Origin of the sequence: Sporomusa sp. (assembly GCF_035561255.1) — a bacterium.
Taxonomy (GTDB): domain Bacteria; phylum Bacillota; class Negativicutes; order Sporomusales; family Sporomusaceae; genus Sporomusa.
On the sequence record NZ_DATMXX010000113.1, the window covers coordinates 1 to 13,594 of the forward strand.

Annotated in this window: 13 protein-coding genes; all 13 read right to left on the bottom strand. The window is 42.2% G+C overall.

All coding sequences use genetic code 11. From position 1 onward, the window contains the following. The coding region (gene rimP / locus VN379_RS06610) for a ribosome maturation factor RimP (RefSeq protein ID WP_414714964.1) at positions 1-222 on the bottom strand (222 nt) is incomplete at its 3' end. Between the two features lie 236 nt (positions 223-458). Next, a complete protein-coding gene (locus VN379_RS06615; protein ID WP_325532069.1) occupies positions 459-4,142 on the bottom strand; it encodes a PolC-type DNA polymerase III in 3,684 nt (1,227 codons plus the stop codon). Between the two features lie 35 nt (positions 4,143-4,177). Further along, positions 4,178-4,849, bottom strand: a complete 672-nt coding sequence (locus VN379_RS06620) for an MgtC/SapB family protein (RefSeq protein ID WP_325532071.1) — start codon at positions 4,847-4,849, stop codon at positions 4,178-4,180. Positions 4,850-5,115: 266 nt separating this feature from the next. Then, on the bottom strand, positions 5,116-6,831 hold the full coding sequence (locus VN379_RS06625; RefSeq protein ID WP_325532073.1) for a proline--tRNA ligase: 1,716 nt from the start codon (positions 6,829-6,831) through the stop codon (positions 5,116-5,118). A gap of 3 nt (positions 6,832-6,834) precedes the next feature. Then, on the bottom strand, positions 6,835-7,902 hold the full coding sequence (ispG, locus tag VN379_RS06630; protein WP_325532076.1) for a flavodoxin-dependent (E)-4-hydroxy-3-methylbut-2-enyl-diphosphate synthase: 1,068 nt from the start codon (positions 7,900-7,902) through the stop codon (positions 6,835-6,837). A 14-nt stretch (positions 7,903-7,916) separates the two neighbouring features. Further along, positions 7,917-8,948 (bottom strand): RIP metalloprotease RseP, encoded by a 1,032-nt coding sequence (gene rseP, locus VN379_RS06635; protein ID WP_325532078.1) that lies wholly within the window; start codon positions 8,946-8,948, stop codon positions 7,917-7,919. A 24-nt stretch (positions 8,949-8,972) separates the two neighbouring features. Continuing rightward, positions 8,973-10,133, bottom strand: coding sequence for a 1-deoxy-D-xylulose-5-phosphate reductoisomerase (locus VN379_RS06640; RefSeq protein WP_325532080.1), 1,161 nt, complete (start codon positions 10,131-10,133; stop codon positions 8,973-8,975). Positions 10,134-10,157: 24 nt separating this feature from the next. After that, positions 10,158-10,994 (bottom strand): phosphatidate cytidylyltransferase, encoded by an 837-nt coding sequence (locus VN379_RS06645; protein ID WP_325532082.1) that lies wholly within the window; start codon positions 10,992-10,994, stop codon positions 10,158-10,160. Then, positions 10,995-11,777 (bottom strand): isoprenyl transferase, encoded by a 783-nt coding sequence (locus tag VN379_RS06650; RefSeq protein ID WP_325532084.1) that lies wholly within the window; start codon positions 11,775-11,777, stop codon positions 10,995-10,997. A gap of 114 nt (positions 11,778-11,891) precedes the next feature. Further along, on the bottom strand, positions 11,892-12,062 hold the full coding sequence (locus VN379_RS06655; protein WP_084575394.1) for a DUF362 domain-containing protein: 171 nt from the start codon (positions 12,060-12,062) through the stop codon (positions 11,892-11,894). A 3-nt stretch (positions 12,063-12,065) separates the two neighbouring features. Then, positions 12,066-12,266 carry a hypothetical protein gene (locus VN379_RS06660; RefSeq protein ID WP_325532086.1) on the bottom strand — a complete coding sequence of 67 codons (201 nt, stop codon included), beginning with the start codon at positions 12,264-12,266 and terminating at the stop codon, positions 12,066-12,068. A gap of 4 nt (positions 12,267-12,270) precedes the next feature. Beyond that, complete coding sequence (gene frr / locus VN379_RS06665) at positions 12,271-12,831, bottom strand: ribosome recycling factor (protein ID WP_325532088.1); 561 nt, start codon at positions 12,829-12,831, stop codon at positions 12,271-12,273. Beyond that, the gene (gene pyrH, locus VN379_RS06670) at positions 12,828-13,556 is read right to left on the bottom strand and encodes a UMP kinase (protein WP_325532090.1); all 729 of its coding nucleotides are present in this window, start codon (positions 13,554-13,556) and stop codon (positions 12,828-12,830) included. The genes frr and pyrH overlap by 4 nt, the downstream gene beginning before the upstream one ends. Between the last annotated feature and the right edge of the window lie 38 nt (positions 13,557-13,594).

A 13,594-nucleotide genomic window follows, 5' to 3' on the forward strand; every position in this document is an offset into this window, starting at 1 on the left:
ATAATGATCTTTTATTAAATCTGTTTCGTCTAATTTAGTTTCAATACGTTCACTTACCCATTGGCAGTCATCAATTTCAATACCAGACTCTTTGTTTAAAAATATCCTAAGATACCAGTCGCGTTCTTTAACGTATTCGACATCAACCAGTTCAAGATCACTTTCTGCTATAATATCAGAAACAAGTTTTTCAACAACTGCTTCTATTTTTTCTGTTAACATGTCTTGTCAACACCTCCGATTAACGGCTTGAATTGCCATAACTGTCTCTTACTTTGTATTGTTACCTGATATCTTACCCCTCATACCTGATTATGGTAAGAACTATTAGCTCCTAAAATAAGATGAAAGAGTGGGTGCTCGGTACCCACTCTTGAAGAAGTCAAATACTTTTATACTGCAATTATTATACCATTAAAATGGTAATCTTACAACCAGCTTTAGTCAAATTATTGAAGTCAGGCAAAAAGCATAATTTGATCTGAATCATCCAGCCCAACCAGGCAACCGTGTGTCTTTAAAATATCAATAACTGTTTTAGAAACACGACTCCTCGAGCGTACATCTTCAATAGATGAAAAATGTCTGATTTCACGGGCTGCTACAATATTATGTGCAGCTGATACACCTACTCCCTGTAGAGAACCAAGCGGCGGCAACAGACCATTATCAACAATCCGGAATTTTGTAGCGTCTGATTTATATAAATCTACATGATGGAATATAAACCCGCGCAAGTACATTTCGTGGGCCATTTCCAGGATTGTCTGGATACTTTTCTCTTTTACTGTAAGTGTATTCCCTTTTTCCTCCAGACTCACCAGTTCAGACTTAAGTACCTTCTCGCCCTTAACAATCAGGTCGGCATCAAAATCTGTAGCTCTAACCGTAAAATAAGCGGCATAAAAGGCTAGCGGATGATGTACCTTACAATAGGCTATGCGAAAAGCCATCATAACATAAGCTACCGCATGGGCTTTGGGGAACATGTATTTTATCTTCTGACAGGATTCAACATACCACTCAGGCACATTCTTAGCCTGTAGCTTCTCAACATCATCAGGTTTCACCCCTTTGCCTTTCCGCACACTTTCCATAACTTTGAAGGCCACCTGCGGATCAACACCCTTATGTATAAGGTAAACCATAATGTCATCCCGGGCAGAAATAGCTTCCGACAGTTTAGCTGTGCCATTTCTAATAAGGTCCTGTGCATTATTCAGCCAAACGTCAGTACCGTGAGAAAAACCACTTATCCGTACCAATTCACTAAATGTCTTTGGTTTCGTATCCTCAAGCATTTGCCGTACAAACTTAGTGCCAAACTCAGGTATACCAAAGGTGGCAACCGTACTATTAAGGGCATCAGGAGTAAGCTTTAGCGCATGAGTTGATGAAAACAAGCTCATAGTTATCCTATCATCAAAGGGAATAGTTTTTGCATCAATCCCGGTTAAGTCTTCAAGCATTTTAATTACGGTCGGATCGTCATGGCCCAGAATGTCAAGCTTAACCAAACGACTGCTAATTGAATGATAATCGAAATGAGTCGTGATTGTTGTAGAATTTTTGTCATCTGCCGGATATTGGATAGGCGTAAAATGATGCACATCCATATCGCGCGGAATAACCATGATACCGCCGGGATGTTGCCCAGTAGTTCTTTTTACGCCAGTACACCCACCAAGAAGCCTGTTAATATGAGCATTACGTGAGGCAGAGCCTTTCTCACTTAAGTAATTCTTAACAAATCCGTAGGCAGTTTTTTCAGCAATTGTCGCAATTGTTCCTGCTCTAAATACATTATCCCGGCCAAAGAGCTCCTCGGTATATTTATGAGCTACAGGCTGATAATCACCGGAAAAGTTAAGATCAATATCAGGAACCTTGTCACCATGGAACCCCATAAACACCGCAAACGGAATGTCATGCCCGTTTTTCTCCATTCGTGTCTGGCATGTAGGACACTCTTTATCAGGCAAATCAAAGCCGCCTCCATAACTACCGTCAGTGATAAACTCACTGTATTTACAGGCAGGACACCGCCAGTGCGGTGGCAATGGGTTAACTTCAGTTATCCCTGTCATTGTGGCGACAAACGAGGAGCCGACCGACCCCCTTGATCCTACCAGATAGCCATCGTCCATCGATTTTTTAACAAGTTTATGGGCAATAAGATATAATACGGCAAACCCGTTATTGATGATAGAATTCAGCTCATATTTAAGACGGTCTGACACTAGCTCAGGCAATGGCGTTCCATACAGCAATTCTGCCTTTTTGTAAGACATATCCTTTACTTCTTCTTCTGCGCCGGGTATTTGCGGCGAATATAATTCTTCCGGTATAGGTTTAATATGCTCAATCAGATCATTGATATGACGTGGCGTTTCTATTACCACCTCATAGGCTTTGTCTGCCCCAAGATAACTAAACTCAGCTAACATCTCATCAGTTGTCCGGAAAAAAAGCGGCGGCTGTTGATCCGCATCATCGTATCCCTGTCCAGCCATAAGGATACGGCGGTATATTTCGTCTTCCGGGTTTAAAAAGTGCACATCACAAGTGGCGACAACCGGCTTGCCTAATTTTTTCCCAATATCGCAAACCCTTATATTAATATCACGCAGACCTTGTTCATCCGCCACTTTTCCTTTACGCAACAAAAATTGATTGTTACTGGTTGGCTGAATCTCAAGATAGTCGTAATACTTGGCAATATTTATTAATTCTTCTTCAGTGCTCCCATTTATCATCGCATGGATTAACTCGCCGGCTTCGCAGGCCGAACCCAATATCAGTCCTTCACGATATCCATCAAGTATTTTACGGGGTATGCGTGGTTTACGATGCAAGTACCGAAGGTGGGAGATTGATACCAGACGATATAGATTACGCAACCCAATGTTATTTTGGGCTAAAATTATGATATGACGGGATTGGTTGATATCCTCATCAAAAAGATAGCCCTCCATACCATAAATCACTTTTATACCAGCACTGCATGCTTCCTCATAAGCTTCCGGGAATGCCTGCACCACTCCATGATCGGTAATTGCAACAGCCGGATGCCCCCATCTGGCTGCTGTCTTAACTAAGTTCTTTGCAGAAACAACCGCATCCAATGCACTCATACGAGTATGGGCATGTAATTCAACCCTGCGGACAGGCGCATTATCCTGACGTTCTGTTTTCTTCTCCACCCTGCACATACTGTCGGCATATAATACCAGCTCATTCGCGAATTTATCATACTGAACCATTCCTTTAACAGTAACATGCATACCATTATTAATGGCTCCAGTCGTCTTATTATACTGTTCCTGATTATCAAAAAAAACCTTGCCACTAATACCATCAGTCGAATCAACAAGATCAAATGTGAGTAAAAATCGCCCTGACCTTAATTCTTTTAGTTCGTGATTAAGGATTTGACCGGCAAGTATAACATTCCTCGCTTCCTCCTGAATGGCGCTGATAGGCTGCACTGCATCGGCAGCACCTCTGATATTGCGGCCAAATATAATCGGATTATCGCTCGACTTAGTCTTAGCCTGGGGTGCTGCAGCTTCAATAAGAGCTTCCTTATATTCAGGTGTTAGGAATGCGTCATCACACTCCACTACTGGCAGTTCTGAAACCGTGTTGGTAAATCTGACTTCACAATGTCGCCCAAACTCCCGCAGAATAAACGATTTGATTGCCTGTTCCATACCGCGGTCTGTTAAAATTGCTATAGATAAACCACCTATAGTTTCAATAATTAGTGTTTCTTCATCATAAACCCAGGAAGCGTTCAACAACAAATGCTTTATAGCATGGTGCCCCTGAACAACTTGTTCAACGAACTGAGGCCAGTTTTCTGTTAAATACTGTTTCAGGTCCCTGACTTGCTGATTAAATGTAACCTTGCTTAAGCCGCATTTTTGGCATAAATGCTCTGCTGCAATATCCAAAATCCGGGAAGAAAGACGTTTGGCAACAGTTATATGTATACTCCATGCCCCTATGGCAGGATTAATTTCGACTTTATTAACTTGAGATGTCTTTAGTAATTCCCGGTTTGTAGAATCAATAGGTAATTGATCAACAAACAGAAAAAAGCTCTGGCAGTTTTCCGGTATAACACAATAACTAGGCATTAAACCTCTCCTATCACTAACAGGTCACTATTATTCTAACATGGTTTATCAATGGAAAGCACCCCTTCAATTTCGGTCAGTTCAGCGAATATCTGTATCATATCGGCATCAGACGGGATTTTGAGGACAAACTCAAGGTTTATTACTTTTTGCTCTGGAATATGGTGCATGGTTATATTTTTTATACCAATACCATGTTTTCCGAAAAAGATACCCACCTTACCAAGCTGCCCTGGCTGATCACATACAACAAGCTTAACTCTGTCACAGTATTTATTACTCCAGTGCCGCCGCTCCAGCTGACCAAATAACACCAATGTTAGAAATACCAGTGCAGTTCCCGCAATACCGGCAAAAAATTGACCGCAGCCGATAGCTAAACCAATACCCGCTACTACCCATAAACTGGCTGCAGTTGTAAGACCTTTAACAGTCAGCCCCTCCCTGAGAATAGTGCCAGCTCCCAAAAAGCCGATACCACTTACAACTTGTGCAGCAATCCGGCCAGGATCTTTGTTTACAGATTCATATCCGGCAAATCCATAGATTGATACAATCATCATTAACGCTGAGCCAATACACACTAAGATATGGGTACGCAACCCAGCTGGACGCTCAAGGCTTTCTCGCTCAAGTCCGATTAAACCGCCAAGAATACACGAAATTCCTAGTCGTAAAACAATATCTATTTCACTGATAGGAGCCATCTCGTCACCCTCCTGATACTATATATTCCGCATTAAAGAAGTTTGCAGGCGCAGGCGGGTGGTGCATTGACAACGCTCCACCGCTGGCGCTTGACTTACGCTTATGCCAACACACCACCCGCCTGCAAAACTTTACCGCGTTGTATATATAGCTGCCGCTACAAAAAACTTAGTCCCATTGGCAATCGCATAAGCGGTTGGTAATAATTTAAAAAGCGTGACAAACTGACATCACGCTTTTTAGAATGTAATTTAACTACATCTAGTTATAGTTTAGCGAGCAATTCCTTGATACCCTCAAGATAATTCTTTGGATCAAAATATAGAGTTTCACTTGTTCTCCGCACTTTAACCTCAATCAGGTTATCACTGATTGCTTTAGGACCAACCGTAATTTTCAGTGGATATCCAATAAGATCTGCATCTTTAAATTTAACCCCAGGCCGTTCATTGCGGTCATCAAATATGGTTTCAACGCCTTGAGCACATAACTCACCATATATTTTTTCTGCTAAAATCTTCTGAGCCTCATCCTTAATACTGACAGGAATAACCACCGCATGATAGGGAGCGATCGGTACAGGCCAAATTATACCATTTTGATCATAGTTTTGTTCAACAGCTGCTGCCATTGTACGGCTAACGCCCACCCCGTAACATCCCATAACCATAGGCCGCTCTTTACCATCTTCACCAATAAAAGTCGCTTGCAGGGAGGTACTGTATTTAGTGAATAATTTAAATACTTGTCCAACCTCAATACCCCGAGCTGTTTTTACAGGCTCACTGCAACGAGGACAAGGATCTTTCTCCTGGATTAGGCGGATATCCGCAACAATAGTCGGTTTAATGTCCCGTCCTGGATTCACGTTCACAAAGTGTTTATCCCGTTTATTAGCACCACATACAGCATTATACATATTCATAACCGTGCCATCAGCAACAATAATGATATTTTCCTTGCCGTCAAGACCAACAGGTCCTATATAACCGGCGCTACTCTGCAATATACTTGAAATAGCGTCATCATTGGCCAATTCCAGTTGTATGCAACCAACCTTGTTTAACAGTTTTATCTCATTAACCTCATGATCTCCCCGTACAAGGGCCAGTACGATAGTACCGGTATCGGTACTATAGGCCAACGTTTTTATAGTCTTTTCGGGGCTAATACCCAATAACTGACTAACATCGGCTATCGACTTAGTTCCGGGTGTATCTTGCTCAGCAAGCGGCATGTGTTCCTCAACCTGTCCATTTATCGGATGCAGCTCTGCTTTTTCAACATTAGCAGCATAATCACAACTACCGCAGTAAATAATTGCCGCTTCCCCAGATTCGGCAAGAACCATAAATTCATGTGAACCACTGCCGCCAATAGCACCTGAATCAGCTTCTACTGCCCGGAAAGTCAATCCGCACCGAGTGAATATCCGCGTATAGGCATCATACATCTTATTGTAGCTTTGTTCAAGACCAGCCTCATCACGGTCAAATGAATACAAGTCTTTCATTATGAATTCACGCCCGCGCATGAGACCAAACCGCGGTCTTATCTCATCCCGGTACTTATTCTGAATCTGATACAGCATAAGGGGTAGCTGGCGGTAAGATCGAACCTCGCCGCGGACAAGAGTTGTAATCATTTCTTCATGAGTCGGCCCTAAGCAGAAGTTACGATTATGCCGGTCTTTCAAACGAAACATTTCATCGCCATAAACGCTCCAGCGACCAGTTTCCTGCCACATTTCAGCAGGCTGAATCATAGGCATTGCCAGTTCTTGACCGCCTTTGGCATCCATCTCTTCCCGGACGATCGTTTCGATTTTTTTTAACACTCGCCAAGCCAGCGGCAAATATGAATAAATGCCACCTGCAGCTTTACGAATAAACCCAGCCCGCAACATTAGTTGATGGCTTATGATTTCGGCTTCTGCCGGAGTTTCTCTTAAAGTGGGTGCAAATAGTTGGGAAACACGCATATACTAATTAGCCTCCTTATCAAGCTTATCAATTTCAGCAAACAATGCACTTACAAGTTCATCTTCCGGTACTTTTCGGATAATCTCACCTTTACTAAACAATAGCCCTTCACCTTTGCCACCAGCGATACCAACATCAGCATCCCTGGCCTCACCCGGACCGTTTACAATACAGCCCATTACTGCTACAGTAATCGGCTTAGTCACTAGTTTAAGTTTATCTTCCACTATTTCAGCAATATTCACCAGATCAAGCTGACAGCGGCCACAGGTTGGGCAGGATACAAGGGTAGGTCCATATTGTTTTAGTCCCAGGGATTTTAGAATTTCATTAGCTACCCGCACCTCTTCTACAGGGTCGCCAGTAAGCGAAACCCTGATAGTATCACCAATTCCCTGTGCTAAGAGTGCCCCGATCCCAACTGCCGACTTTATTACGCCAGAACGAACTGTTCCTGCTTCCGTTATCCCTAAATGCAAGGGATACTCTGTAGCTTCTGACATAAGCTGATAAGCGCTGAGGGTAAGTGGCACATCATGAGCTTTTAATGAAATCTTAATATCAGAAAAGTTATGTTTCTCCAAAATATGTATATGGCTGAGAGCACTCTCTACCATTGCCTGTGCCGTAGGGCGCCCGCCATATTTGGCAATCATTTCTTTGCTGAGCGACCCGGCATTAACACCAATACGAATAGGGATGTGCCGTTTCTTAGCTTCTTTAACAACAAGCGCTACATGGTCAGGATTTCCAATGTTGCCGGGATTTAAGCGAAGGGCATCCACACCACGTTCGATAGCGGCAATGGCCAGACGATAATCAAAATGAATATCGGCAACAAGCGGGGTATCAACAGCCATTTTTATTTGTTCTATTGCCAGTGCAGCCGGCATATTAGGCACTGCAACCCGTATTATTTCACAGCCGGCGTCAATAAGCCGTTTAATCTGAGCTACAGTATCTGCTACATTTTCTGTCCGAGTATTTGTCATAGACTGTACCACTATCGGAGCAGTACCGCCTATAGGGATTTTACCAATTCGAATCAGGCGTGTTTTTTTGCGTTGCATACTCTCTCACCAGCTTAAAACAATTTTAATCGTGATATATCCTTAAAAGTTGCCACAACAAACAGAAGCATCAGCAAGGCAAAACCAATCATTTGAATAAACTGCATTTGATTTTTATCAAGAGGCTTACCTCTAATACCTTCAACAGCCAAGGTTACGACATGCCCGCCATCTAATACCGGAACTGGCAGAAGATTAATTAATCCTAAATTTATACTTAAAAAAGCTGCAAATTGCAACAGAGGAATTATACCAAGCTGAGCTACCTCGCCTGCCATTTGAGCCACACCAATCGGCCCTGCAACATCAGCTGCCGTCTTGCCGGTAATCATTTCTCCAATACCAATAAGCATACTCTGAGCTACGACGTAGGTTTGTTTAGCGGCCAAACCTGCCGCTTCTAATATTCCTGGCTGGTACTTATCAATTTGCGGAGTCACACCAATGATGCCTCGTTTACCTTTTTCTTCATATTCAGGGGTAAGTATGGCGATTTTTCCGGTCTCAGAACCCCGTGAGTAAGTTATAGTAAGCTTAGATCCGGCATTACCCTGAATAACGCTGACAAACTGACGCCAAGAATCTATTTGTGACCCATTTACCGCAGTTACCCGGTCACCTGGCAGCAAGCCAGCGGCAGCTGCCGGTTTTTCGGGAAAAATAGCACCTATTAAGGGCTGATTGGAAGGGGTATCAACACCAGCGCTCATAAATACAATGAACAGCAGAATAATAGGCAACACAAAATTCATAGCTGAACCAGCCACGATGACCAGCATCCTAGCCCAAATTGGCTTAGCGCTGAATGAACGTTCATCCTGTTCTTCTTCAGGGTCCATACCAGCAATCTTATTAAAGCCCCCCAATGGTATAATACGTATGGAGTAGACTGTTTCTCCGATTTTCCGGCTTATTAGCTTCGGACCAAAACCGATAGCAAACTCATCAACCCTCATACCGACACTTTTAGCGGTAATAAAGTGACCAAGCTCGTGAAATAAAATCAATAAACCAAAAACAAAAATAGTCGCTACAAATGTAGACAAATTTTCACCAACCCTTCAAATATGTTACCGTTTTCTGAAATCTGCCACTACCTGCCGTGCACAACGCCGCGCCCAAGTATCTGCTATATATATCTGATTTAGATCGATATTATGCACAATTGTATGGCTTTCCATAGTATAGCCTATTACCTTGGGGATATCAAGGAAACTGATTTCATTATTCAAAAAAGCATACACTGCTACTTCATTGGCCGCATTGAAAACACAGGGCATTGTACCGCTCCCTTTTCCGGCTTCATAAGCTAACCTTAACGCAGGAAAATTAACAGTGTCAGGCACCTCGAATGTCAAAGCTGACAAAGAAGAAAAATCAAGACGCGGACAATTCGAAGGCATCCGTTCCGGGTATGATAAAGCATAATGGATTGGAAGTCGCATATCAGGCATACCCATTTGCGAGATAACACTGCCATCAATAAATTCGACCATCGAATGAATGATACTCTGAGGATGAACACAAACGTCAATTTGCTCGTATTCTACCCCGAATAACCATCTTGCCTCAATGACTTCCAGGCCTTTGTTAGCCAATGTTGCTGAATCAATGGTAATCTTTTGTCCCATCGACCAGTTAGGGTGGCGTAAACAGTCAGCTACAGTCACATCCTCCAGTTCTAAAGCGGTTCGTCCCCGAAATGGCCCCCCCGATGCCGTTAATATAATACGTCGTATTTGTTTTTTATTTTCTCCTTGAAGACACTGAAAAACTGCGCTATGCTCACTATCAACAGGATAAATGTTGACATTGTACTGTTTAGCCAAAGACATGACAAATTCACCGGCTGCCACCAAGGTTTCTTTATTTGCCAGTGCGATGTTTTTTTTGGCTTTTATTGCGGCAATAGTGGGATCAAGTCCGGCAAAACCGACAAGTGCTGTTAAAACTGTATCTGTTTGGTGAAATGTAGCTGCTTCCAGCAGACCTTCTTCACCCGTTAAAATTTTTGTTGGCCCGCGATATTTACTAACCATACGATCAGCGGCTTGTTTATCAATTAAAACGGCAAGTTGTGGCTTAAAATATTCTATTTGCTCTGCCAACAACTTGTCATTTTTATAAGCAGCCAAAACAGTGACTTTGTATCTATCCAGATTAGCAGCAATAACATCTAATGCCTGAGTACCTACTGATCCAGTACTTCCTAAAACTGCGACATGTTGCATAAAAAAGGATCTCCTGTCTAAATTCTAAACTATAATAAAAACTCTAACATAATAATATACTACTGGAGCCGCAAACATAATGGCATCAAAACGATCAAGCACGCCACCATGACCTGGTAGAAGATTTCCTGAATCCTTAACCCCTGTAAAGCGTTTCAGGGAAGATTCCGTAAGGTCACCTAAAGGAGCTGCAATACCTACCAATAAGCCTAATATTAAAGTGTGCATAACCGGCAAGCCACATAATGTTCCCATTGCAGTTACACCAGCAATGCTGCCAACTAACCCTCCGGCTGCTCCCTCATAGGTTTTTCCCGGACTGATAGCAGGACATAACTTGTGACGCCCAAGCGTTGAGCCGACAAAATAAGCCAGCGTATCACTGGCCCATGTCCCAATAAAAGCTAACCATAAATAGGCTGCACCAGTAGACAAACTGCCTAATACCGTAGGTATATATTGATATTGCTCGGTGAACCGCAGCAATATCAAGTGAGCAAATGGCAAGCTCACATATAAGGTCCCTAAAAGGGTAACAGCTGCTTCAATAATTCCAAAACTTTTATTGCACAATACGGTTTTGACCATTGTTACTAAAACAAGCAGAAGCATTACCATAATTAATTCCTGTGCATTACCAAGCCAGGCACAACCTAAAACTAAAACGATGCCTAAAAAACCGATATTATATTGAACCTTTATATTCTTAGCAACCATCATTTTAGAAAACTCATGCCATGCAATCAGCGCCAAGAATGCTACAGCAGCAGCAAATATCCATGTCCCGTAATTAATAATATATACAGCTACCGGTATTCCAATAACTGCTGTTAGAATACGCATACCAAGCAATGTAGGCACCTACCGTTTTCTCGTATTTTTAATACCGCCAAACCGGCGTTCCCGCTGCTGAAACTCATGTATCGCCTGCACCAAGTGCTCTGGTTTAAAATCCGGCCAATTAATATCTGTAAACCAAAATTCAGTGTACGCCATTTGCCATAATAAAAAATTACTAATACGAAAATCTCCGCTCGGCCTGATTAATAAATCTGGCGCTGGCAGGTCAACAGTATATAAATTGTCTTCAATAATTGACTCATCAATATCTTGAACTCTCAGTTCTTTATGTGCTACTTTTTCAGCAATTATTTTAACAGCACGCAAAAGCTCAGCCCGTCCACCGTAGTTTACGGCAAGGTTTAAAATTAAGCCAGTATTGTGAGCCGTCTGCGCCTGGGCTTTTCCAATTTTAATCTGTAATTTCGGAGCCAGTTCATCTACCTTGCCGATAAAGTGGAGCTTTACATTATTCTGGTGAAGTTCGTTAATCTCATTATCAAGATAATCTGCCAGCAAAGTCATAAGCAAATCAACTTCGTCGGTCGGTCGCCGCCAGTTTTCAGTAGAAAATGCATACGCAGTAAGGACCTGTATTCCAATCTCTGAAGCTGCTTTAACAATTTCACGCAGGGTTTCAGCACCAGCCCGATGACCCAACGCACGAGGAAATCCTTTTTTTTGGGCCCAACGCCCATTACCATCCATAATTATAGCTACATGCCGGGGGAGTTTATCAGTATCAATATTATTATAATTATTGTGTTCCTTAGTCTCATTTCTACTAAACCAGTTATTCCACACACTAAGCCCCTCCGCTAAACTTTAACTGTCATCATTACAAAATTATCCCCGAAATCTAGTAAAGTTAGCCAACCAATACCAAATTTAAACCCCCTCTTACGAGGGGGATTTAAATTATTCCGGAGCTTTAATTGCACCAGTTGGGCAAACTGCCGCACAAGCGCCACACTCAACACATTCATCAGTGATGGTGTAAATTGGCTCACCTTCTTTGATGGCTTCAACCGGACAAGTTGCAGCGCAAGAACCACATGCAACACAGTCGTCTGTAATTTTGTAGGCCATTACTTAAAACACCTCCTTTCCCATTTTTGCAGCAACCGTTAAATTGTAAATACCAGCATCATCTAATTGCTGCCTAATAACAAAAAGATCATCTTGCATTTGGAACGTCTCTCGTGACGGCTTAGTAACTGTAACGGTATATTGAAGATTAGCTTGTTCCAATTGATAGATAACCTTAACTAGAGGTTGCGCAACTGTATCCAATCTGTTACACTTCCATTATTTCTTTTTCTTTTCCAGCCATTACCTGATCTACTTCTTTAATATATTTATCTGTTAGTTTTTGAATATCCTCTTGAGCCTTCTTTGCTTCATCTTCAGAAACCGTTTTATCTTTTTCGGATTTTTTAATAGTATCATTTGCATCACGGCGAAGGTTACGGATAGCGACTCTAGCTTCCTCGGCTTTTTTATGGATCACTTTAACAATCTCCGCACGACGTTCTTGAGTAAGCTGAGGAATAGACAGCCTGATAACCACACCATCACTATTAGGCATTAACCCTAAATCTGACTTTTGGATAGCCTTATCAATAGCATTAAGCATCGGTTTTTCCCATGGCTGAATAATTATCATCCGCGGCTCGGGAACTGAAATATTTGCCACCTGATTAACAGGTGTCGGGGTGCCATAATAGTCAACAAACACCTTTTCTAACAGAGAAGGCGTTGCTCTCCCCGCACGCAAACTGCCATATTCTTTCCGCAGATTCTCTAAAGCTTTTTTCATTTTGTCTTCATGGGCAGAATAAATCTCTTTGACTGTCATTTCTTTTCTCCCCCGACGATAGTTCCGATATCTTTACCTAATGCAGCTGATAATATATTGCCAGGCTCATCGATACTAAATACTACAATTGGGATTTTATTATCCATACACAGCGAGGTAGCTGTCGAGTCCATAACGCCTAACCCACGCTGTAACACTTCAATATATTCAAGTTCTTTAAATTTCTTGGCATCCGGATTATGACGGGGATCAGAATCATAAACTCCGTCAACACTCTTTTTTGCCATTAAGATTACATCTGCTTCAATTTCAGCAGCCCTTAATGCTGCTGTCGTATCAGTTGAAAAATAGGGGTTACCCGTACCGGCTGCAAAAATAACTACGCGTCCTTTTTCCATGTGGCGTATAGCACGGCGCCTGATATATGGTTCAGCTACCTGTTGCATATTAATAGCACTTTGCACTCTGGAATCTACACCACAATGTTCAAGTGCATCCTGCAAAGCCAGCGCGTTCATAACAGTAGCTAACATACCCATATAATCTGCAGTAGCACGATCCATTCCTTTAGCGCTACCAGCTAGACCGCGCCAAATATTTCCACCGCCAACTACGATAGCTACATCCAGATTATTTGCTTTAACTTCTTTAATTTCTTTGGCGATAGAGTCAACAACTACAGGGTCTACACCATAGCCTTTGTTTCCAGCCAAGGCTTCACCACTCAATTTTAAGACAACGCGTTTATATTTACCTGCGACCAATAGAGGGACCTCCTTTAAATTACATTTCTACAACTGTC